General features: G+C 36.9%; 21 protein-coding genes and 2 pseudogenes. 5 read left to right on the top strand and 18 right to left on the bottom strand.

The window, feature by feature from the left end; translation table 11 throughout:
- The first annotated feature begins 9 nt into the window (after nt 1-9).
- A complete protein-coding gene (locus PYW30_RS03480) occupies nt 10-1,110 on the top strand; it encodes a TFIIB-type zinc ribbon-containing protein (protein ID WP_042218874.1) in 1,101 nt (366 codons plus the stop codon).
- Entirely contained in the window at nt 1,107-1,904 is a 798-nt protein-coding gene (locus tag PYW30_RS03475; RefSeq protein ID WP_042218872.1) for a TPM domain-containing protein, read from the top strand. The genes PYW30_RS03480 and PYW30_RS03475 overlap by 4 nt, the downstream gene beginning before the upstream one ends.
- Nucleotides 1,905-1,931: 27 nt before the next feature.
- Here the strand turns inward: PYW30_RS03475 and PYW30_RS03470 are convergent, their stop codons facing one another.
- Both PYW30_RS03470 and carB read right to left on the bottom strand, forming a co-directional pair.
- Nucleotides 1,932-2,465: an rRNA large subunit pseudouridine synthase E gene (locus PYW30_RS03470; RefSeq protein WP_014025088.1), complete on the bottom strand. Its 534-nt coding sequence runs from the start codon at nt 2,463-2,465 to the stop codon at nt 1,932-1,934.
- Nucleotides 2,466-2,556: 91 nt separating this feature from the next.
- Nucleotides 2,557-5,742, bottom strand: a complete 3,186-nt coding sequence (carB, locus tag PYW30_RS03465; RefSeq protein ID WP_042218941.1) for a carbamoyl-phosphate synthase large subunit — start codon at nt 5,740-5,742, stop codon at nt 2,557-2,559.
- 584 nt (nt 5,743-6,326) lie between these two features.
- Here carB and PYW30_RS03460 point away from each other — a divergent pair.
- Nucleotides 6,327-6,761 carry a Spx/MgsR family RNA polymerase-binding regulatory protein gene (locus PYW30_RS03460; RefSeq protein WP_004258449.1) on the top strand — a complete coding sequence of 145 codons (435 nt, stop codon included), beginning with the start codon at nt 6,327-6,329 and terminating at the stop codon, nt 6,759-6,761.
- 44 nt (nt 6,762-6,805) lie between these two features.
- Here PYW30_RS03460 and PYW30_RS03455 read toward each other — a convergent pair whose 3' ends face one another.
- From PYW30_RS03455 to liaF, 12 genes and pseudogenes are all read right to left on the bottom strand, one after another.
- Nucleotides 6,806-8,074, bottom strand: coding sequence for an ABC transporter permease (locus tag PYW30_RS03455; protein ID WP_042218939.1), 1,269 nt, complete (start codon nt 8,072-8,074; stop codon nt 6,806-6,808).
- Nucleotides 8,067-8,966 (bottom strand): ABC transporter ATP-binding protein, encoded by a 900-nt coding sequence (locus tag PYW30_RS03450; RefSeq protein ID WP_042218868.1) that lies wholly within the window; start codon nt 8,964-8,966, stop codon nt 8,067-8,069. Before PYW30_RS03450 ends, PYW30_RS03455 begins: the two co-directional genes overlap by 8 nt.
- A gap of 144 nt (nt 8,967-9,110) precedes the next feature.
- Nucleotides 9,111-10,307: pseudogene (locus PYW30_RS03445) on the bottom strand (CHAP domain-containing protein).
- 214 nt (nt 10,308-10,521) lie between these two features.
- Entirely contained in the window at nt 10,522-10,953 is a 432-nt protein-coding gene (locus PYW30_RS03440) for a flavodoxin family protein (protein ID WP_004258465.1), read from the bottom strand.
- Between the two features lie 145 nt (nt 10,954-11,098).
- Nucleotides 11,099-12,412 (bottom strand): FtsW/RodA/SpoVE family cell cycle protein, encoded by a 1,314-nt coding sequence (locus PYW30_RS03435; RefSeq protein WP_042218865.1) that lies wholly within the window; start codon nt 12,410-12,412, stop codon nt 11,099-11,101.
- Nucleotides 12,413-12,516: 104 nt separating this feature from the next.
- Nucleotides 12,517-13,122: a TVP38/TMEM64 family protein gene (locus PYW30_RS03430; protein ID WP_004258474.1), complete on the bottom strand. Its 606-nt coding sequence runs from the start codon at nt 13,120-13,122 to the stop codon at nt 12,517-12,519.
- Between the two features lie 17 nt (nt 13,123-13,139).
- Complete coding sequence (locus PYW30_RS03425) at nt 13,140-13,535, bottom strand: CvfD/Ygs/GSP13 family RNA-binding post-transcriptional regulator (protein ID WP_004258477.1); 396 nt, start codon at nt 13,533-13,535, stop codon at nt 13,140-13,142.
- A gap of 1 nt (nt 13,536) precedes the next feature.
- A complete protein-coding gene (locus tag PYW30_RS03420) occupies nt 13,537-14,127 on the bottom strand; it encodes a peptidylprolyl isomerase (protein ID WP_042218863.1) in 591 nt (196 codons plus the stop codon).
- Nucleotides 14,128-14,188: 61 nt separating this feature from the next.
- Complete coding sequence (locus tag PYW30_RS03415) at nt 14,189-14,992, bottom strand: Cof-type HAD-IIB family hydrolase (RefSeq protein WP_042218861.1); 804 nt, start codon at nt 14,990-14,992, stop codon at nt 14,189-14,191.
- Nucleotides 14,993-15,072: 80 nt separating this feature from the next.
- On the bottom strand, nt 15,073-15,708 hold the full coding sequence (locus PYW30_RS03410; protein WP_004258491.1) for a response regulator transcription factor: 636 nt from the start codon (nt 15,706-15,708) through the stop codon (nt 15,073-15,075).
- Between the two features lie 18 nt (nt 15,709-15,726).
- Complete coding sequence (locus PYW30_RS03405) at nt 15,727-16,707, bottom strand: sensor histidine kinase (RefSeq protein WP_014025100.1); 981 nt, start codon at nt 16,705-16,707, stop codon at nt 15,727-15,729.
- Nucleotides 16,704-17,321, bottom strand: coding sequence for a cell wall-active antibiotics response protein LiaF (liaF, locus tag PYW30_RS03400; protein WP_004258498.1), 618 nt, complete (start codon nt 17,319-17,321; stop codon nt 16,704-16,706). The genes PYW30_RS03405 and liaF overlap by 4 nt, the downstream gene beginning before the upstream one ends.
- 158 nt (nt 17,322-17,479) lie before the next feature.
- Between liaF and PYW30_RS03395 the strand changes: the two genes are divergently transcribed.
- Entirely contained in the window at nt 17,480-17,773 is a 294-nt protein-coding gene (locus tag PYW30_RS03395) for a hypothetical protein (RefSeq protein WP_017370748.1), read from the top strand.
- 836 nt (nt 17,774-18,609) lie between these two features.
- On the opposite strand, the gene PYW30_RS03390 is transcribed toward PYW30_RS03395, so the two are convergent.
- The 3 genes from PYW30_RS03390 to PYW30_RS03380 all read right to left on the bottom strand — a co-directional run bounded on the left by PYW30_RS03390 (nt 18,610) and on the right by PYW30_RS03380 (nt 21,095).
- Entirely contained in the window at nt 18,610-19,002 is a 393-nt protein-coding gene (locus PYW30_RS03390; protein ID WP_023889735.1) for a hypothetical protein, read from the bottom strand.
- Complete coding sequence (locus tag PYW30_RS03385) at nt 18,983-20,218, bottom strand: recombinase family protein (RefSeq protein ID WP_052370185.1); 1,236 nt, start codon at nt 20,216-20,218, stop codon at nt 18,983-18,985. The genes PYW30_RS03390 and PYW30_RS03385 overlap by 20 nt, the downstream gene beginning before the upstream one ends.
- Nucleotides 20,219-20,531: 313 nt before the next feature.
- The gene (locus PYW30_RS03380) at nt 20,532-21,095 is read right to left on the bottom strand and encodes a hypothetical protein (RefSeq protein ID WP_150385309.1); all 564 of its coding nucleotides are present in this window, start codon (nt 21,093-21,095) and stop codon (nt 20,532-20,534) included.
- Nucleotides 21,096-21,173: 78 nt separating this feature from the next.
- On the opposite strand from PYW30_RS03380, the pseudogene PYW30_RS03375 reads away from it, so the two are divergent.
- Nucleotides 21,174-22,328: pseudogene (locus PYW30_RS03375) on the top strand (IS3 family transposase); the annotation flags it as partial.
- 3 nt (nt 22,329-22,331) lie between these two features.
- Here the strand turns inward: PYW30_RS03375 and PYW30_RS03370 are convergent.
- Complete coding sequence (locus PYW30_RS03370) at nt 22,332-22,784, bottom strand: hypothetical protein (RefSeq protein WP_096822733.1); 453 nt, start codon at nt 22,782-22,784, stop codon at nt 22,332-22,334.
- Between the last annotated feature and the right edge of the window lie 256 nt (nt 22,785-23,040).

The raw sequence follows: 23,040 nt of genomic DNA, 5'->3' as shown, positions 1-23,040 counted from the left end.
AGGTAAATTATGAGCCAGTCAAAGGTTCTCACCCATCTCTGTCCTAACTGTGGCGGTCCCCTCTTATTTGATCCTAAAAGTCAAAAGTTTCATTGCCAGTACTGCTTGTCTACTTTTACGGAGGAGGAAGTTACTGCCTTTGAAGCTAAACAAGAAGACAAAGGAATATCAGAAAAAAGTGTCCCAGATGTTCCTCTAGAAGCGGATACTGCAGAATCACCGATTGACGATCAGGTTGGGCTCTTTGTTTGTCCTTCATGTGGCGCCGAAATTGTGACAGATGCAACTACTGCTTCTACTTTCTGCTATTATTGTCACAATCCCGTCGTTCTTTCAGAGCGCCTCTCCGGGAAATTTCTCCCCGAAAAAGTGCTCCCCTTCCAGATTGAACAGAAGGATGCTGAAAAAGCTTTCCTCGACTGGGTGGGCAAAAAGAAATTTGTCCCCAAAGATTTCTTTGATAAAAAACAAATCAAGCAACTTCAAGGTGTTTATTTCCCTTATTGGGTTGTCGGTGCAGATTTAGAAGGACAATTACAAGCACGTGCCAATAGGATCCGGGTCTGGATTGTTGGAGATTTAGAATACACAGAAACCAAACAATACCAAGTCATCCGAGAAGGGAAGAGCACTTTTCAAGACTTAGTTAAAAATGCCTTGAAAAAAAATGAACCTGAAAAAATGGTCGGCGCCGTTCAACCCTTCGATTTATCTAAGGCAGTATCTTTTAAAAATCAGTATCTTTCAGGTTTTTTAACTGAAAAAAGAGATATTGAGTATGCGGAAATCAAAGAACGCGTGGATAGCGAATTACGTCAGTATTCCGAAGCACTCATGCGGGACACAATCCAAGGTTATACTGCTGTTACCAGTGTCCAATCTCAACAAAATATTAAGAATTTGGAAAGTGATTATGTGCTTTTACCCCTCTGGCTCGTGACCTATCGTCAAAAAAATAGTGATAAACTTTTCTATTATGCGATGAATGGCCAAACAGGTAAAACTGCTGGGATCCTTCCTGTGGATAAAATGAAACTCGTTCTGGTGGCACTTCTTATTTTCATTTCCGTGCTTATACTTGGAGTGATTGTGGGGTGGTTTGTCTCATGAAAAAGAAACGAATATTTTTAACACTACTTTTTACAGTAATTACACTTTTTGCCCTGTTTGCTTTCACTAAAAAAAGTTTTGCACAACAAGTAGGTATTGATGATCAGGCTGGTCTTTTGACTGGCCCAACACAATCCCTTGAGCAAGAAGCTCAACTTCTTGCAAATCAGACCAAAGCTGGGATATTTGTAGTCACAACTATGGATAATACTGAGTCACCCAAAGATTTTGCGGTTAATTATTTAGCCCAAAAAGTTGGGCAAGGGAATAATGGTATTGTCTTAATGATTAATATGTCACAACGGAAGCTTTATATCTGGGCAACAGGAAATTTGAAGCATTACATTACTTCTTCTCGGATTGAGTCGATTTTAGATGTTGTGCAGCCCCAATTATCCGATGGGAATTATCAACAGGCCATCGAGAGTTTCTATGCACAAGTGACACATTATTATGAACAGGGAATACCTGGAGGACGAAAATATACAGTTGACCCACAAACGGGAGCCGTTACTTTCCATCGTTCCTTCCGTCCGGCTTATATTCTCATTGCCGTTATTCTTGCCCTCATCTCGGCTGGTGCCTTTGTTATTATTCTGGTTTCTCGCTATCAATTAAAGATGGGTGCACACTGGAATTATGGTTATCAAGAGAACGGAAAACTCAACTTGTCCAAACAAAGCGATACGTTGGTCAACTCCTTCATTACTACACGCCGCATTCCTAGAAATAATAACTCTAGTGGTGGAGGCTTCTCTGGTGGCGGTGGTTCTGGCGGTGGACGGAGTTTTTAATAAAATAAAAAAGAGCATGTGCTCTTTTTATTTTATTATTTTATACTTTCCTGAAGGAAGATTTCCCAATTCATAATTTCCAATTTTTGTACGGATTAAGCGTAATGTTGGAAAACCAACATGGGCTGTCATTCGACGTACTTGACGATTTTTTCCTTCTTTGATAGAAATTTCAACCCAGCTTGTGGGTATTGATTTTCGCTCACGAATAGGTGGCGTTCTCTCCCAGAGCCACTCTGGCTCTGAAACGCGTCTTACTTTCGCCGGAAGTGTTTTACCATCTTTAAGCAAAACACCTGCACGGAGTTTTTGCGCTGCGGCCTCAGTAAATTCTCCCTCCACCTGTACAAGATAGGTCTTGTAAGACTTGGATTTTGGATCCGTTAGCTTATGGTTTAACTTTCCATCATCTGTCAGTAAAAGTAAGCCTTCACTGTCCTTATCGAGTCGTCCAGCTGCATATACATTAGGTATATCAATATAATCTTTTAGTGTTTTACGATTTTCAGCATCAGTAAATTTTGTGAGTACGTCAAAGGGTTTATTAAATAGTAATATCATCTCCTCTATTGTACCAAAAGTGGCCCCGCTTCGCATCTTCCATCAAGTCAACTTCACAACAAAAAAGGCAGACGAGAACTGCCTTTTTTGTTTAAATGATATTCATTGTAAATGAGCGACTCTCCAGCACACGGAGGATAGCTTCTGCTGTGTCTAAAGCTGTAAAGAGTGGAATACCACGACTGATTGCTTCTTGACGAATAAGGAAGCCGTCCGTTTCTTGTGTTGATACGCGTTTACTTCCCATGGTATTGACAATAGCTTGAACACGTCCCTTACGAATGTCATCGATAACTGTGTCTTCCGTTGACTCCGTTACTTTACCAACTTCTCGAACATAAAGGCCTGCGGTTTTGAGGTACTGTGCAGTTCCAGAAGTCGCTACGAGTGAATAGCCAATCTCAGCAAAGCGCCTTGCCATCTCTAAGGCTTCTGCTTTATCTTCATCGGCCACTGTAAAGAGAATTGACCCATGGTCAGCCATGTGTAGTTTGGAAGCTTCAAAAGACTTATAAAGCGCCTTTTCTAAGGTTGTATCTGAGCCCATCACTTCACCCGTTGATTTCATCTCTGGACCGAGAAGACTATCCACTTTTGCTAATTTACTAAAGCTGAAGACAGGCGCTTTGATGTGGACAAGTTCAGATTCTGGGGCAAGACCTGAGGCATAACCAAGCTCTGCTAGTGTTTTCCCTAAAATCATCTGTGTGGCAAGTTGTGCCATCGGAATTCCTGTAACTTTTGATAAGAAAGGTACTGTGCGTGAAGCCCGTGGATTGACTTCGATAACATAAACTTTTTCCTCGTGGATGACGAACTGAATGTTCATCATACCGATGCAGTTTAAACCTTCTGCCAATCGTTTAGTATAATCCACGATTGTCTCAATAATTTCAGGACTGAAGGTTTGCGGTGGATAAACAGCCATGGAGTCTCCCGAATGCACCCCCGCACGTTCAATGTGCTCCATGATTCCTGGCAACAAAACATCTTTTCCATCACAAATAGCATCAACTTCACACTCTTGTCCCGTCAAATAGCTATCTACTAATACTGGGTGTTCTGGCGACGCCTTAACTGCACGGTTCATATAATTACGCAAATCAGCTTCATTGTCGATGATTTCCATAGCGCGCCCACCTAAGACAAAAGATGGTCGTAACAGGACAGGATAACCTATTTTTTCAGCATTGGCAACCGCTTCTTCTTCATTAGTGGCTGTTGCTCCCGGCGGTTGTGGAATATCCAAGTCGGACAAAGCCTTTTCAAATGAATCCCGATCTTCTGCACGTTCAAGGTCTGCTACTTGTGTCCCTAAGATAGGTACGCCTGCTTTTTCTAAAGGTTGCGCTAAATTAATGGCTGTCTGTCCACCAAACTGAACGATTACACCTTTAGGCTCCTCTAAATCAATAATGTTCATGACATCTTCGAAAGTCAAAGGTTCAAAGTAGAGTTTATCCGAAATTGAAAAATCAGTAGAAACTGTCTCTGGATTGCTGTTGACGATAATTGCTTCATAGCCTAAAGCTTGGATTGCTTTAACAGAATGAACGGTCGCATAGTCAAACTCGACGCCTTGACCGATACGGATTGGCCCTGAACCTAAAACAAGGATTTTTTCCTTTTCAGATTTTTCAGATTCGTTCTCCCACGCATAAGATGAGTAAAAATATGGTGTGCTACTTTCAAATTCAGCAGCACAAGTATCTACCATTTTGTAAACCGGAAGAATTTCACCATCTTTGCGACGACGACGCACTTCTGACTCTGTCACATTCCAAAGGCGAGCAATTTCTTTATCTGAAAAACCATTTTTCTTGGCTGTTTTCAAAATTTCTGGGTCAAAAACATTCAGTTCTAACTCTTTTTCAATCTCAACGATATGTAGCAATTTGTCTAGGAAGAAAATATCAATCTTACTTAATGACGCAATTTCTTCAATGGGAATACCACGGCGAATTGCTTCGGAAATATAGAAGAGACGGTCATCCTGTGCTTTAATAATTTTTTCGTATAAGAACTCTTCTGTAACTTCTTCAGCGCCTTCTAAACGGTTGTGGCTCACACCTATCTCCAATGAACGCACTGCCTTGAGTAGGCTTTCTTCGATATTACGACCGATAGCCATTACCTCTCCCGTCGCTTTCATTTGCGTACCGAGATTACGATCACCATTTTCAAATTTATCAAAGGGGAAACGGGCAATTTTAGAGACAACGTAGTCAAGAGCGGGCTCAAACATAGCATAAGTCGTGTTTGTTACAGGATTGATGATTTCATCCAATGTCATTCCGACTGCAATCTTGGCCGACATCTTAGCGATCGGATAGCCTGTCGCTTTAGAAGCCAAAGCAGAGGAGCGTGAGACACGTGGATTTACTTCAATCACATAATATTTGTAAGAATGTGGGTCCAAAGCAAGCTGAACATTACAGCCCCCTTCGATTTTCAAAGCACGAATGATTTTTAATGACGCATCACGAAGCATTTGGTATTCCACATCTGACAAGGTTTGACTAGGTGCGAACACAATCGAATCCCCTGTATGGATGCCTACAGGATCAAAGTTTTCCATGTTACAAACTACAATCGCATTATCTGCCGAGTCCCGCATCACTTCGTATTCTATTTCTTTATAACCGGCAATAGATTTTTCAATCAAACATTGGGTCACTGGAGAAAGTTTTAAGCCATTGGCCACTACCTCACGAAGTGCCGTTTCGTTGTCACAAATTCCACCTCCAGTTCCCCCCATCGTAAAGGCTGGACGGACGATGATTGGGTAGCCAATCTCTTTTGCTTGAGCAACTGCTTCTTCAACCGTTGTGGCAATTTCGGATTCGCACAAAGGTTCTCCAATACTTTCGCAGAGTTCTTTAAATAATTCACGGTCTTCTGCCCGATCAATAGCAGATAACTTTGTACCTAAAAGTTCAACCGAAAGTTCTTCCAAAATACCGCTTTCCGCTAATTCCATCGCCATATTGAGCCCTGTTTGACCACCTAAGGTTGGCAAGAGGGCATCTGGTCTTTCTTTGCGCAGGATTTTGCTGACAAACTCCAGCGTAATTGGCTCAATATAAACCTTATCAGCAATTTCACGGTCAGTCATAATCGTTGCTGGATTAGAATTGACCAAAATAACTTGATAGCCTTCTTCTTTAAGTGCTAAGCAGGCTTGAGTACCAGCATAGTCAAATTCAGCAGCCTGACCAATAACGATCGGTCCTGAACCGATAATCATAATCTTCTTAATATCCGTACGTTTTGGCATAGTATCCCCATTTCTAAAATTCCAAAGCAGCTGTGAGATAAACTTTGTACCGCTCTCTGCCAGGAATTTCTCATTTCCTAAGAATTTTAAGAAAAAAGCACCTGCCAGAAACAGCAAGTGCAAAGAAGATAGAGTATTCCCTTTTGATTCAAAAGGATTTAATATTCATGTTCACAACCTTGCTAGCCTCTCTGGACCAGTTTAAAAGTTTTATCTTTAGTAGAATATCATTTTCTAAAGAAGCAGTCAAATGAAAACTTTGGGAGAACTCTCCCTTGAGAGAATTCAGTGAAAAAATTTTGTATCAACAAGAAGTAATAAGAATTACATTAAATAGAAAGCGTATTCTAGATAATAAATAAAAAAAGAAAAAACCCTTTGTTTTTTTTGGGGAAATCATTTTGTTCTGTTTCTCTAAACATATTAAAAAACCTGTGTTTCAAGCAAAAGGTACCGGTTTTACATTCAATTATAAATTTATGATTAAATTTTTTTAATAATACCCTTGACACTTTTCGAAAAAATGTTATAATTAACTCATAAGTAAATTAGAAATAAATAAGATTTCCGCCAAGGAGGATAATATGATAAAAATTTATACAGTTGCTGGTTGCAGCTCAAGCCAAAAAGCAAAAAAATGGCTCGTTGACAACGGTGTAGATTTTCAAGAAATAAATCTTCTCACAGATGATATTAAGAAAGAGGACTTTCTTGAAATACTCGCTTTAACTGAAAATGGTACGGAGGAAATTATTTCCAAAAGAAGCCGTGCTTATCAGAGCTTATCCTTAAACCTTGAGCAATTTTCTTTAAATACTCTGGTTACAATCATGAAAGAAAATCGTTCAATTTTACGTCGGCCCCTTATTCTGGATGACAAGCGCCTTCAGATTGGTTACAATGACGATGATATCCGAAAATTTCTCCCACGTCCTGTTCGGGAGATAAGATTGAACGATATTAGTCGTAAAGTACGTGATATTGTATTGGAACGCGACTTCCATATTCATGCAAGTTAATAAAAAACCAAGCACTCTGAATTCAGAGTGCTTGGTTTTTTCTCTTAAGCTTTATTTTTTAACTTGTCTTCATTTTTGATATTATGAAGCGATTGTTTCAAAACTTTAAGCAAGCCATCGCTACTGTAGATTAAAACATTTGATTTATAAAGTCGTGCAGAGAACAAGAGAATAAACAACATCGTTACAAACATAATACCCATAGAAATCCAGACCTGTAAATTACTTGCTACACCTGTTGCAATTTGCATTGGCAAGACAAAACTCGAAATAAAGGGGATATAACTTGTCACGGTCATCACGATATTATCAGGTTGAGAAGCAAAAATTACAGAAAGCATATAACCCAGAAGACCAATCATCGTCATTGGTGTTTGTGCTTTAGGCACATCTTCCACACGAGAAATCAGTGAACCAGAAAGAGCTGCCAAGAATGTAAACAGAAGAATGCCTAAGATGACAATCGGAATGACGAGCCAAAATTGTCCTGTAAAGACTTCTTGAAGATTTAAACCGTTAAGGAAACTGCGCACCATGTCATTGTCTCTGAAGAGGAGATAACCTACTCCAATCTGAATGGCATAAGCAAGAACATTGACTGAGCAGACTAAGATGATCCCTACTAGTTTTCCATAAAAATGCGTTTCGGCTTTAACGCTTGAAAGAACCACTTCCATGATACGCGTTCCTTTTTCGCTAGCAATTTCTTGCGCCACAATACTGCCATAAGTTGCAACAAAAATCCAAATCATGACAATCAAGACTGTTGCTATAACCTGTCTCAGACCAGAATAATCTGTACCTTGAATGCGATTGCCATCCGCGTCAAACTCCACATGCACGGGCTCTAACTTCGCTGGAGAAAGGAGGCTCGTTTTTTCTTCTGGTGATAAGCCTAATTGAGTGGCAAAGACACTTTGCTGTAGTGCAGTAAGCGTCTGTGAGACTGTCATTTGAGTTGCCGTGTCAAGAGAACGTGTGGTTTCTAAGGTTGAGCTTATTTTCCCTTGTTCCATCTCTAAAGCTAATATTGCGCCAACATCTTCGTCTTTCAGTTTACGGTTTGCCGCTGTTCTGTCCATTACTTCATATTTAATATTGCCTTTAACTTCAGTCAGCGCACTTCCAATCTCCTTGCTTTTTGTCACTACCGCAATACGATCAGTATCGCCTGCCCCACCATCTGCTACTCTTGCAATAACATAAATAACTAATCCAATAAGCAGTGGGAGAAAAACCATAACTAAAAAGGCAACTGATTTAACATTTTTACGAAAGACTTCTTTCACAATCGTCCAAAACTTACTATTCATGAGCATCACCCGCCTTCATTTTGAATATTTCTTCCAAGCTTGGTGGTTGTTGTGAAAACATCTGGATATAGCCTGATTGGGTAACATAGTCAAAGACAGCTTTTCCAGCTGCTTCATTTTCTAAAGTTAACTCATAAGTACCATTACGTTCCACTTGTACTTCTTTTACGCCTTCCAGTTGTACTAATTCTTCCTCTGACACCGGTGCCTCAATAAATACCTTGGTCCGGCCAAAACTTTGGCGTACAGCATCAACGGTCCCATCCAGTATTTTCTTACCTTCTTTTACCATGATCATCTTATCCACCATTTTTTCGACATTCATCATATTATGGTCTGAAAAGACAACGCAGACTTTTTGCTCACGGAGTTCAGCTACAGCTGTTTTAAGCAGTTCTGCATTCACAGGATCTAGGCCGGAGAACGGTTCATCCAAAATAACGAGTTTCGGCTCATGAATAAGCGTAGCAATAAGCTGAACCTTCTGCTGATTACCTTTTGATAAAGTTTTGACCTTATCTGTTCGCTTACCTTTAACTTCAAACTTTTCCATCCAATAATCGATTTTCTCATCGATTTCTTTCCGCGTTTTACCTCTTAATTGACCAAAGAAACGTAACTGCGTTTCTATACTGTCTTTCGGATACAGGCCTCTTTCTTCCGGTAAATAACCAATAATATTATACTCATCACTTGAGAGTGGCTTACCATTCCAGAGCACGCTTCCTGAATCTTGCATCAAAAAATCCAATATTAATCTAAATGTTGTTGTTTTTCCCGATCCATTTTGTCCGATAAAACCTAAAATTTCACCATCTTCAATAGTAAAACTCAGATCATCAACAGCAACAAGTTCTCCGAATGTTTTTCGGAGATTCTTCACTTCGAGCATCCCTTCCTCCTTAAAAGTTAAATGATAATCTTTTAACTTAGTATACCTTATTAAGCAGATATATTGAAGCAAAAACCTTATTCTTTCTAAGTTAGAGTTGAAAAATAAAAAAGAAGCAAGATTCTCTTTACTTCTTTTTTCGTTTTATGATGGATTAATAAAGTAAACACCTGATGTTGAGACTGTGCGTTGTGAGCCCCAGCCACCATTAAAGTTTCCTTCGGAAATTACAACTTGACCATTGCCCAAAACTTGCTCTACAACTCCAACGTGACCATAATAAGAATCTGCACCTTGGACTCCTGCAGGGAAGACAATGATATTACCCACAGCTGGACCAGCATTAGCATAACGAGCCCAATCAGCAGCATTACCTTCATAAGTTGGCATATTACCACCTAGACGGTCCCAAACATAAGCTGTACATTGTCCGGGTGGATAAGGGTTAGTCGGTGAAACCGGAGGCTTCGGATTAGTAACTGGCGGGGTTGGTGGCGTTGGTTCATCAACGCCTGGGTCTACAGTTTGATTGCCTTCATCAATAACTGGTGGTGCTACTGGATTTGGTTTGTTCTCAGATACAGTTTCTTTAGCTTTTTCCTGTTGTACTACGGCTGATTCTTGCGCTGCTGCTTTCTGTGCTTGAAGGGCTTCTTGTGCCGCTTGCTCAGCCTCAGCTTTTTGAGCTAACAGTTCTTGTTTTTTGCCTTCCTCAGACGTGATTGTGGCTTGGTAATTAAGCTGAGCCACTTTGAGTTGTGCTTCTTGTGTCGCCAACTCATCAGCTTGACTGCTCAACTCTTGTTGCAAACGTGTGACTTCCGCATATTTTTCCATGTTATCTTTGAGTTTGGCTTGAACATTCTTTTGATCCTGTTATTGCTGCTCAATCATAGCTTTATTAGCCCCTGCGACAGTCGACATAGCGGTAATCTTTTGAATTGCATTCGTTAAAGATTTGGAATCTAAAATTGCTGAAATGTAATTCGTTGCTAAACCATTGGTTTGAGCACTTCGTGCTTGTGCTTCTAGTGCGTGACTGCGTTCTTCAATATCCTTGTCCAATTTTAGAATCTGTTCAGACTGGATTTTTTGCTGTTCTAATAGTTTTTCCACTTGTTTTTGCATAGAACTTTGTTTAGCTTTTAGAGTGGCAACCTGTGATTCAACAGCATTTACTTGTGTTTGAGCTTGAGCAGCATCATCCTTCACAGCAGCAATCTTAGAATCTTGTTCAACAATTTTTTGTTCTGTTGAATCTGCATTTACACTAGACAAAGGAGCCCCAGCAGTCAAAACAACTGTTGAGAGCATCAATGTTGCAATTAATTTCTTTTTCATAAATTTTAAATTTACTACCTCCTAGTTTCTTTTTCGAACATTACTATTGTATCACAAAACCTTTTGTTTTCATTACAATAAACTCTTTTAGCATTACATTTACGTTACATAAGGTTTCGCTCATGTAATACTTTTTTAATGCACTATATAATTTAAAGAAACAAAAAAAGCTCCAAAAATAAGGAGCTTTTCAATAAAAGGGCGTAAATTAATCTTATAGTTTGGCAAGAACTTTATCAACAAAGGCATCGACTTCATTGATTTGTTCTTTTGTTAAATCACCACCAGCAGGAGCAAAAAATGTCATGCCTTGCATGTTTAAATGCAAATCAAAAGATTCTTCATTCACTTTAATGCCTTTGTCTTTTGCTGCTGCAGTAATTTTTTTAATCGCAGATTCCAAATGACCAGACGTAGAAAAAGCAACAATTTGCTTGATTTTACCACTGTCCAAAGCTGCCAAATATTCCTTCATGTCTTTTGTTACAGAGGCAAACCAAACACCTGCTCCAAGGAATAAAACATCTACTTCCTCTTCTAAAGGTTCAGAGATTCGTTCTGCTTTCACATCAATTTTTTTCGCAATTTCATCAGCAACTGCACGTGTATTTCCCCCACGCGAAGCATATCTTACTGCATATTTCATCTTAATAATTCCTCCTTTGTTCCTTCACTTATAGACTATCATATTTTGTGAAGTATGTGAAATTTCTAGCTTATAAAATTCAGAGGCTTACGCCTATTGATGCGGTTGCTCAACATAAAAAAGCTTTTCCTTAGAAAAGCTTTTTTTATTTGCTTATTCTCCGTCTCCCCTTTGGTTTCACTCTTTTATAGGATGAACGAGAAAGACGTGCTCTTTTATGTTCTAATTTCTTTCTACCTGCTTCACGAACTAATACGAACTCAGGCAATTGATTATATTTCATAGAAAGTACGAGCCCTAGACCAATAATGTTACTGATCAATGCCGAACCCCCTTGCGAAATGAACGGTAAAGGAATACCCGTCAATGGTACTAAGCCAATCGCTGCACCAATATTTTCAAAAACATGGAACAGAATCATCATAATAATACCTGTGGATATAAAGATATAGAACTGATTATTGGACTGAAAAGTCACACGAATCATACGATAAATCAAGATAAAATAAAGTAAAATGACAAAAGTTGCACCAACAAAACCAAAATCTTCTCCGATGACGGTAAAGATCATATCTGATTCACGGACAGGGACGTTGACATTTGCCACGCCAAATCCATGCCCAAAGAGACCACCTACACCGATAGCAATCAAAGCACGCGATTGTTGCAGAGAGAATGTCTGTGTGTACTCAAAAGGATGAAGCCAAGCTAAGAAACGATTAACCTGATATTGGCTGAAAACAGTACCTAATAGTTCTTGTCCCTTAGGATTCATAACCATAGCCACAACACCTACTGCTACAAGAACAGCTGCGAGGAGGACAGGCAAGATAATTTTCCAAGATACTCCTGAAACGAGAATGATTCCCGCTGCAATCACAAGGAAAACCATGAAGGTACCAAAGTCTTTTTGCAAAGCTGCCAGGATGGCAATAGGCACAGTAGCCAAGGCAATTTGGCCAATTAAGATAAAATCATCTTTAAGATAACGTTTTTTCAGTTTGTTTTGAAAGGAAACAACAATCCTTGCTAAAAACAATATATAGGCTATCTTCATCAGCTCCGAGGGCTGGAAAAGATTGGTGTTATGAAAGGCAACCCAGTTCTTTGCACCTGTCAGCTCATACATCGAAGGGCTGTAAAAGAATATGGGTAGCACCATCAGAATAAGCCCAAACCCATACAGAACCGGCGTGAGATTCCAAAGCAACCTCGAATCCATATGCATGACAATTAAGGCTAAAATAACGCCGACAATAATCCAGGTCCCTTGCTGTCCTACCATCTTAACTGCTTGGGTCGGATAATCATGACTTACAGCTACCCAAATGGCATAAAGACCGATAACAGTTAAAAGAAAAGCGGGCAAAATGAGCGCATAGTCAATACGACTGTCAAAAGTCAACTTATTTTTAGACTGCTTTTTCTTGTTATTTATTGTATTTGTTTTATTATTCAAAATGAAGCTCCATCACTAGAAAGTCTATAGGCTCTATTATACATTATTTACATAAAAATGGTTGCTTTCGCAAAACCATTATTGTGCATTATTTAAAGTTCTTGTTAGAACAAATTTCCAAGTAAGTTTCCACCGAAGATTAAAGCATAGGAATAGAATAAAATCGGCAGTGGCTTACATAAAATCATCACCCAGTTAAAGAATTTCCAACTCATGCGCGTCTGACTGGCAATGAGGACCAAAGCATCATCAGGCGCGATGGGTGAGAGAATTAAAAGTAGAAAAGCGAGATTAAATCTCTTTTGCCCTTTTTCGAGCCACGCCATATACTTGTTGTAGGTTTTCTCTTTGACAAAGACCTGAACTAAGGACTGTCCATACTTTCGTCCAAGATGGAAAAGTATCACTGAACCAACAACAATACCGACATAATTATAAACAAAGCCCCAGAAAGGTCCAAATATTAAGACTCCTGCTGCAATTGTTAAGCCTCCCGGAATAATCGGAATAATCACTTGAATAATTTGCATACAGAAGAAAATTATTGGGCCAAGAAAAGCATGCGCTGTAACCAGACGTTTCAAAATTTCTTGATCTTGAAAAGCACCGAGATGCCAGAGGTAAACACTACCAACAATAGTAGCAATAAAACCCAAAATTGTAATCACGTTAAAAACTCGTTTGGTATATTTTAAGACATTGTTGTTCATCTTCACCTCGTTTGGATTTAGTTTGCTTTTTCTTTCAGATATTTTTCGCCTTCTTCAATCCAAAGTTCTCTTTTCTCGGCTAAACTCTTAAAGCCAATCTTATTACGAGAATCTGTGAATCGTTTTTTACGATAAAAGTAATGATTTTGTGGATTTTCTTCAAGACTACGAATAGATAGGCTGACTTTACCATTGTACTCATCAATATCTATAATCTGGGCTTTTACATGTTGCCCTACTTTGATAACTTCTCGAATATTTTTGACGAAACCTGACTGAACTTCGGAAATATGAATTAAGCCCTTATGTTCAGTATTTTGTCGGTCCGCAAACTTTACAAAAGCACCATAATCTTGGAGCCCGATTATCTCAGCAGTGACTTTATCACCAATTTTTACGGATTTATCCATCATTTTATTTCTCGATAATTTCAATATTTTCGATGACTACGTCATCCACTGGACGGTCTTGCATTCCGACACGTACAGCGGCAATTTTATCTAAAACTTCAAATGATTTTTCATCCACAAGTTGACCAAATACAGTGTGACGGCCATCAAGATGTGGTGTTCCGCCTTGTGTGTAGACTTCAGCAACTTCTTCAGGCCAACCCCCATCAATCAATGCTGATTTTGGATAAGGAAGGTTTTGGTTTTGAACAATGAAGAACTGGCTGCCATTTGTATTTGGTCCAGCATTTGCCATTGACAAGGCACCACGAATGTTGAAGACATCTTGTGAAAATTCATCTTCAAATTTTTCACCATAGATGGATTCACCACCCATACCTGTACCAGTTGGGTCGCCACCTTGAATCATAAAGTCTTTGATAATACGGTGGAAAATAATACCATCGTAGTAGCCTTTTTTGCTGAGTTCAACAAAGTTTTGAACTGTTTTTGGCGCGAGCTCGTCAAAGAGTTTCACCGTCATATCACCATGATTCGTATGGATGATTGCTATTGTTCCAGCATATGCTTCAAGATTAAGTTGTGGGTAAGTCATTTGTTTCTCTTTTCTAAATTTTATCAAAAATCTCGGAGATGAGACTTTCATTTTTGTAAGTTTAATCGATGAGTTGTAGGGCGCGTAAAGCTTTTAAAACACCATCATTTTGGACTGTATCTGTGACATAGTCTGCTTTTTCCAAAATGACAGGATGTGAAATTTTCATAGCTACTGAAAGCCCAGCCAAATCAAAAAGCTCCTTATCATTAAGTTCATCGCCAAAATTCATCATGTTTTCTGGTGAAAGCCCAAGATATTCTAATACTTTCATACAACCATTGGCTTTGCTCCCTAAAACCGGAACAATATCAGAAGAATTCGGGTGCCACCGTACCATTCTTACTTGTTGCGCCAAACGTTGAGGCAATCGAAGTTCTTGATCATGTTCAGATATTGTAAGCAGTTGAAATACATCATGTGTTTTGTAGTAATCGGGATTAACTTCAAGTTCGCCATAATCATCGGGAATAACTCTTTCAGTTAATCCTTTCCATTTAGAAGCTTTTAAGTTCTCGTTTCCTACAAAAAGATATTCAGCACCTTCACTCTTTAACCAAGACACTATTTCATCAACTGTTTCTTTATCCAAAGGATTTTTGTAAATAATCTCCTGCGCCTGGTTTTGCACCAAAGCACCATTAATTGTTACAAAAAAATCAGGATTTAAATTGCGAATTTCAGGGAGAACATTATAGTAATTTCGTCCTGTCGCAATACCTGTTTTTATTCCTTTTTGTCGTAAAGTTTCAAAGATAAAGGGCAAGTTTTCGGGGATATAGCCTGTTTTTAGGTCACGTAAAGTATCATCAATATCAAAAAAAATAATTTTGATTTTTGAAGCTCTTTCGATTAAATCTTTCATGACTCTATTATAACAGATGTAGGCTATTTTCGCTATTGTACATACAATTAGGGTTGCTGATTTCTGCTTTACAATGTTTTTTATTGATCAACCAGTTTGTGTTGGATAGCATAAATTGTAGCTTGCGTCCGATCATTCACTTCTAATTTATTGAAGATGTTAGAGACATGTGTTTTAACTGTTTTCAGACTTATAAAAAGTTGATCCGCAATCTCCTGATTAGAAAGTCCTTGGGCTAATATTTTCAACACTTCCATTTCTCTTTTTGAAAGATTATCATACAGTTCAGGTTTTCGATGTTTTTGTTGATTGATTTTTTCTTTCACTGCCCCAGATAAAACATCTTGCCCGCTGGCAACTTTACGGATAGCGCTGGCAATTTCGGCAGCCTGAGAAGTTTTGAGAATATAGCCTTTTGCTCCAGCAGCCAATGCCGGAAAGACTTTTTCATCATCTAAAAAGCTCGTCAAAATCAAAATCTTCTGCTCTGGCATTTCCGCTAAGATTTTTTGCGTCGCACCAATGCCATCCAGACGGTCCATAACCAAGTCCATTAGAATGACATCTGGTTTTAAATTTTTCGCTTTAAGATAACCTGATTCACCATCAGCTGCCTCCCCTACTACTTCAATATCGGGTTGAATATTCATAAAGCTAGAGAGCCCTAAGCGGACCATTTGATGATCATCGACAATTAATAATTTTATTTTATCCATTTTTTCCTTTTTAACTTTTTATTGGTTTACTTGTGGAATACGTATCTCAACACTTGTCCCTTGATTTGGGGCGCTAATAATTTTAACATCTCCCCCCAGCAAAAGTGCACGTTCTTTTATATTGACCAGCCCATAGCTGGCTGATTTACTGTCTCGTGTATCAAAACCGACACCATCATCTGCTATTCTAAGAATAATATTCTCATACTGCTCTTTCAGAATAACTTCAATATTATCTGCTTGTGAGTGTCGTAATGCATTACTCAGAATTTCCTGTGCCATGCGGAAGAGATTATCTTCGATGTTAGATGAAGCTTGAATATCGCTGAGTTTCACATTGATATTGGCGGATATTTTTGCTTGCAATTCATCCGTCAAGGAATTTAAACCTGCCGAAAGGGACTTGCCATCCAATTCAATAGGTCTTAAATGAAGCAATAAAGCCCGCATTTCATTTTGTGCTTCATGCAAGATTTTTAAAACTAAACGTGTTTGCGTTAAAATTTGGTCTTGCGTAAGGTTAGAGCTCTCAGCTTCATTTCCCGTTACAGAAGAGAGAATCATAGTGGCTGCAAAAAGTTCTTGACTGACCGAGTCATGGAGCTCTCGCGAAATACGTTTTCTTTCTGTTTCCACGATTTCCGCTTTATTGGCTGATTTTTGACTGGAGAGTTCTTGCAGTTCGACAGACATCTCTTTTAAGCGCAAATGAAGAGCCTTCAATTCCGGATGCTCCGGTTCTTGATTTTGACTCACGCGCTGGATATCCTCATAAAAGTCTCTCTTAATTTTACTGTTTTCCAAAAAATTGAAAAAAGTAAAAACCAAGGCCAACAATCCTGCTACCGAGAGAAAAATCCAGATGCCATAAAAATTATTCGCAATCTCACCCATAATACTTGCTGTAGAAACACCACTGGTGATTGAAAACAATAGGACATCTACCAAAACAATAATGATAAAAAGGACGGTAAAGGTTTTAATGATTGATTTCTTCATCCTTTCACCACCTCAACATTTCCTGTTTCAACCTGAAGTTTAATACGCATCCGCTTTTGCGTGTCTTCCGTCACATCTGAGAAATAGCGAAAATTGACAGGGTTAATTTCAGTTTCTTCATCAAAAATCTTGACAATGCCATTGTGTACCGTAATTTCTAAAGCTACAGCAACGTCTTCCGGCACGATAATTTTAGTATTCCCTGCTGATTTTTTGATGCTCAAGCTGTTTCCTTCAGGCCTAAAATTGACATCATAGAGATCAATCACATCATTTCCATTTGCCCGTGTGATATCTTCCTGACTCTCCGCATAGGCTTGACTATAAGAAGAATGTGGCATCGTATATGCTTGTCTTTTCCAGAAGCTAATCCCAGCCAAAAGAGGAAAGAGAAGAGCAAGCCAAAACCATCCCGCTGTCAAGAGCATTACTACAAAGAAAATCCAGAGCACAGCTGTGACAGGACGTAGAAAAGTTATTTTACGTGACAAAATACTGAAAGATATAGCTAAAGCAAGCAATACAAGAAAGTACGGTGATTTTATAATATGAAAAAGCAAAGCAACGATGATACAAAGCTCTATAACAATAAATGTTTTTATCCGTCTATTCATACCTCTATTCTACCAAAAAAAGACCGCTCTATGCTCGGTCTTTGGTCTTATTTTAAAATTTCTATTTAACCTCTACCCAAAGCAAGCTTTGGCAATAAACTTCTCTTTGGCGGCTTCTTATGAAAGCGTTATAATAACAAATATAGAAAGGAGATTTTATGGTCCCACAATTAATCAAAGCAGAATTACTGGCAAATTTTCGAATAAAGTTAACTTTTGACAATAACGAAATTCGTTTTCTTGGAACGAGGAATTCTAAAAATTTTGTTGAAGAAAACACTGTCTTAAAAAATCTGTTTGTCGCTTGGGGAGCTAGTCTCTCCACGCTTTCAGGTTCAGGACAAGAACTAGAAATAAACAAAGATGGCAGTTTATCCATAGACAATCATATTTTATCATCGGACAAAGTTTATCAATTAAGTGTATCTAACCTGTCCGAACTCACACTTTAATTTGTTTATTTTCGAAACTTTTACTCACTCAACTTCTGTCTCCTATAGATAGAAGTTTTTACTCATTTTGTATTGGCAATGCGAACAATGAATGTAAAAAAATAAAGGAGAATCCTGAATGAATTCTCCTGAAATGCTTTTTGAGGTGGTTAACGAATCCCTAAAGCGATACGCGCATAGCGGCTCATTTTATCTACTGTCCATGCTGGAATATTTTTGAAATTCATTTTTTAATTGTTGTTATATCAATGATTATAGACTACCATACTTTCAAAGTCAAACAATAAATAGCTTGGAATGTATACTAAATGTACCATAAAGAAAGTTCTAAAGACTCTTTTACTTCTTACCTCAAACTGGTTTTAAAATTTCGTTCAACTTCCGTATTATAAATCCGATAGAGTCAATTAAGTTTTTGTTTTTTAATCAAAGTCATTTTTTTCTGACACTATTGTTGTTATGTAACTATTTTTCCATATAAGATAAGTATTGAGTTACTGACTTTCATAGCCAAAAAGAGAGCACCTCCGCTCTCTTCGAAAAGTAAAATTATTCTTTTATATTATATATATAAATCACACGATTATTAAAATAATGTATGTAGAAATGGTTATTTTAACATCTTACAAGAATAATAAAATTTTTAATTTGGAGATTTAATTACAAAAAAAGGCATATACTACTTACATATTTTTTGACATTTTAAAAATAATATTTATTTTCTTAATATAGTTGAGAACTACCTGTTTTTAAATATTTACTACATAATCTAGAACTATTTTTATCTTAAATTAGTACATTACTTGCAGTTTTGAGTGTACATATTAAATTTTCTTTCATCCCTTTTCTACATTTTTCATATCAAAATAAATTACTCGATGTTCTAAATCAACTTCACCAATAATTTTATATCTAAAATCCTGACTAAAATTCTCAATTAATTTACTTAAACTACCTTTTATAGCTTTATTATTAGTATGAATAGACTTATTTTGTTCTAGACGAGATTTTGAAAACGGAACAGCTCTTTGCTCATTACTTTTGCAAGCACGTATAGCAAATATTTTTTGATGAGGATCTAAGCAATATTGTACATTTTGAGGATAATTCAGCTCCTCTATAACACGTGTACTTATTGTAACCCCTGTCTTGTTTAAAGTTATGTAAGGTAATACATTCTTGTTTAAATCAATGACTTCCAATTTCAAATTATCTATGTCTACTGTCATCACTACCTCTTTCTAAATTTGTCTCTGACTTGATTATTTCAATAAACTTTTTTTGTTCTTCCATAGACCATTTAAAATCTATCAAATAATAACCTCTTAAAAGACCTGATTTTATTTTTCCAACTATAAATTTACCAGAAATATCTTTAATTAAAGACTTTCTCTTACTCCATTGTTTTAATTTTAAAAATTCTTGAGCTTTTTCCCACCTTCCTTCATCAATAATAGCTGGATGCAAATTTGTCCAATAATATTGTTGTAATATTCCTTCATTTTTTATACTTTTAGAAGATAAATAGTCCTGTGAGAAGGTTTTCTGATAAAGTACATCTCCTTTATATTTTTCATTAGTTAATATACTTTTCACAGTTGACGACCTCCACTGTTTAAGACCCATTGGTGTTGGTATTGCTTGCTCAGTCAAAGACAAAGCTATATATTCTGGTGAAGCTCCCTCAATTAGAGAATCATAAATATAACTTACGATCTGCGCTCCTACAGGTTCAACTCTGACTTGTCCTAAATAATCTCTGTAGTATCCTAAAATATTTTTCACAGAAAATTTATATATACCTTCTTGCATCCGATATTGTATTCCTTCTCGGATAGCAATACTTTTCTGTTGACTTTCTAGCTCAGCTATTGAGGATAATAATGTAATAATCAACTGACTATTACTATCGCTACTAAATATTCCCTCTGATTCAAAATTTACAGCTACTGGAGGGAACAATGCCCTAAGTTCCCTTAAAGTTGAAATAATATCTACAATGTTCCTTCCAAAACGGCTGATACTCTTAGTTAAAATCAAATCAATTTTACCAGCCTTAGCATCTTCAATCATTTTTTGGAAACCAATACGTTTTTTCACAGAAGTACCCGAAATTCCTTCGTCTGCATATATATCAACTAGTTCATACTGGGGATTCGATTCTATTATTTTCTTGAAATGTTGAATTTGCATCTCGAAGCTCCCCATTTGCATTTCATCAAGGGTACTAACTCTACAATAAGCAGCTACTCGTATTATTTCTAAATTTTGATGTGCAAATTTATTATTTCTGGGTGGGATAACCCTTACTTTCCGTTCTCCTCTTCTATTTTTATCAATAGTTTCACTTATTCTATTTTTTTCTATTTTTCTCCAATCAACTTCTTTGCTTCTTTTTTTCTCGTCCCCTCCTTTTTCTTCTCCCTTTAATTTAAGTTTCTTCAAGTCGTCCTCCCTATTTTCTCTTTATATATTAATTAAAATTAAGCACAAATTATAAAATATTAAAAACAACATACTCTAAATTTATCATACCACTACAAGTAAGCGCTGTCAACACGTTAAATATTTAAAACTTAACACTCATTCACACTATTTATAATTTCGAAATATAATTTATTTAAGAACTCTATAGCAAAAATAGTGATTCACCTAAGGAGCGATTCACTATTTTCTCTTATTATTTCTACTCTCATACAGAGGCTACTGCGTATGAAAAATATATTGGATATCAGATATACATTTGCATCCTAATTATTCATTTTTCCAAATTACTTATCACTAATTCTAGCTGGCTAAATAATCTATACACCTCTTGTTGTTTCTCATTACTAATCCCATTTTTATTAAAAGCCACTAAAATTTCTTGATATGGATTATTCATATCGCTCAGTTTAAATCTTATTGAAATTTCTTTTAAACTACTGGAAGATTTAGATTTTGCCGTAGCACCACCAATAATAGTTCCAATTCCACCAGCTAGCATTCCACCAACTACTCCACGCGCCACAACACTCGCAGTCGAAACTTTTGTAACTATGTCATTATCTTCTCTTAATTCAATATCAATAATTTTGTTTAAGTCTATTACATTAACTAGTTTATAGCTAGGTTCTTTAAAACCATTAACCAGAATATAGCCATTAAATGTACTCGAAAAAAATCTTTTCTTCTGTATGTCAATACCCACTTGTTCTCTAAAACTAGTATCTACTGAAAATATATTACTATTGGTATTTATATAGATACTATCTAACTCTTTATGAGTCATAGTATTGTACTCACGTCTTAATGAGTCCATATTGTTAGACAAATCAATCATTGGAGCTATACTATAAAAGTAGACACAAATATGTGTGTTATAATCTGTCTAAGAAGACACAAAAATGAAAGGACTTTTATGTCAGGCTTTAAACGTTACGACGAGGAATTCAAACAATCTCTCGTCAACCTCTATCAAACAGGTAAAACTCAATCCGAACTCTGTAGAGACTATGGCGTCTCCGTCTCTGCTCTTGCAAAATGGATTAAGCAGTACTCTCAAGTTCGTCTTGAAGATAATACGGTGTTGACTGCCAAACAGATTCAAGAATTACAAAAAAGGAATGCACAACTTGAGGAAGAAAATCTGATCTTAAAAAAAGCGAGTGCCATATTCATGCAAAACTCCAAGTGAGATTAAAAGCAGTCTATAGACTCCGATTTGAACACACGACAGTTATGCTCTGTCGTGTTTTACATGTCAATCGTTCCACCTACTATAACTTCATTAACAAGAAGCCTTCGAAGCGTGAAATAGAAAATCAACGCTTGAGAAAATTACTCCTTGAGATTTATATGAAAGCTAAGAAAAGAATTGGAACGAGAGCTTTTAAAATCATTCTTCTGCGTGATTATGGCGTTAATATTTCTGAAGGCCGTATCTTACGACTTCTCAAGTCTATGACACTCCCTAAAATGTCGACCATTAAACCTCGGGTTAAATCAAAACACTCTCCTGCATTTTCTTCTGATAATCTCCTTAAACAAGAATTTAATCCGAAGTCCCCGAATCAAGTTTGGACAACTGATTTCACTTATATTTCTATAGGACCTAAGCGTCACGTTTATCTCTGCGCCATTCTTGACCTCTACTCTAGAAAATGCATCGCTTGGAAAGTAAGTGATAAGATTGATGCTAAACTTGCTTGTGACACCCTAGAGATGGCTATAAATAAGAGAAAACCTAAGGAACCAATTATTTTTCATTCAGATCAAGGGAGTCAATTTAAATCAGCTTCCTTTAGAAAAATATTAGATGAGCATCAGTTACTTGCTTCTTACTCTAAACCTGGGTATCCTTATGATAATGCCGTAACTGAGGTCTTTTTCAAGTACCTTAAACAAAGAGAAATTAATCGAAGAACTTATCACACCATTCAAGAGGTTCAACTCTCTTGCTTTGAATACATCGAACAATTCTACAACAACTATAATCCTCATTCTGCCAACAATGGTTTAACTCCAAATCAGAAGGAAGAAAAATATTTTAAGAAAATATAGCTCATTTTATGTCCAATTATTTGACATTAGTCCAATCATGTTCTTTAATAAAATTACTAACATAGTCTTTATCTATATCAGAAACACCAAATGATTTCCTAAAAATATTGCTTTTTGATACCCAACTATCACTATCATAACTACTTATTGTATTCGCAAACATACATTTTTCGTTCGACCAATCTTCCTTTATTGAACCACCATTATCACTATATGGATTATATTTCTCAGTATTTCCATTGAAACTAGTACAATTGAAAGTTGCTTCCCTTCTACCTGCTCCAGGTAAATATTTTACTTTTCCAAATCGCCATTTTAGTTCTTTTATTATTGACTTTTTTGTATCTCCCGCTAATTTGCCTTGTTTATTAAACGATTTGATATGACTCTTACTAACCAAAAAGCTATAGTCTTTAATCAATTCTCTAACTGAGACAATTAAATCTTGTCCTTCACTTAATTTTTTCATTCTTTTTCTCCTTAATCCAAATATCATTTCTCACAAAAATACACACTTTCTCCCTAATCAGTAGTTACTGCCATATTTAAACTTTCCCCATTATATTTTTTTCTTTCAACTTATAACTTATTATATTTTTCATGAATGTGAATGTCTCCATACACTACACTTACTTCAATTGGGGTATTTCTAAAAAATTTTGATTATTGATTATTTGTTATGCAAGTAAGCTTGTTACATCTGTAAATCAGCTTGGCCTTTTTTA

This window comes from Lactococcus garvieae subsp. garvieae, from assembly GCF_029024465.1.
Classification (GTDB): Bacteria; Bacillota; Bacilli; order Lactobacillales; family Streptococcaceae; genus Lactococcus; species Lactococcus garvieae.
Note: the sequence above shows the minus strand (reverse complement) of the source record. Positions and strands in the feature narration are given on the sequence as shown.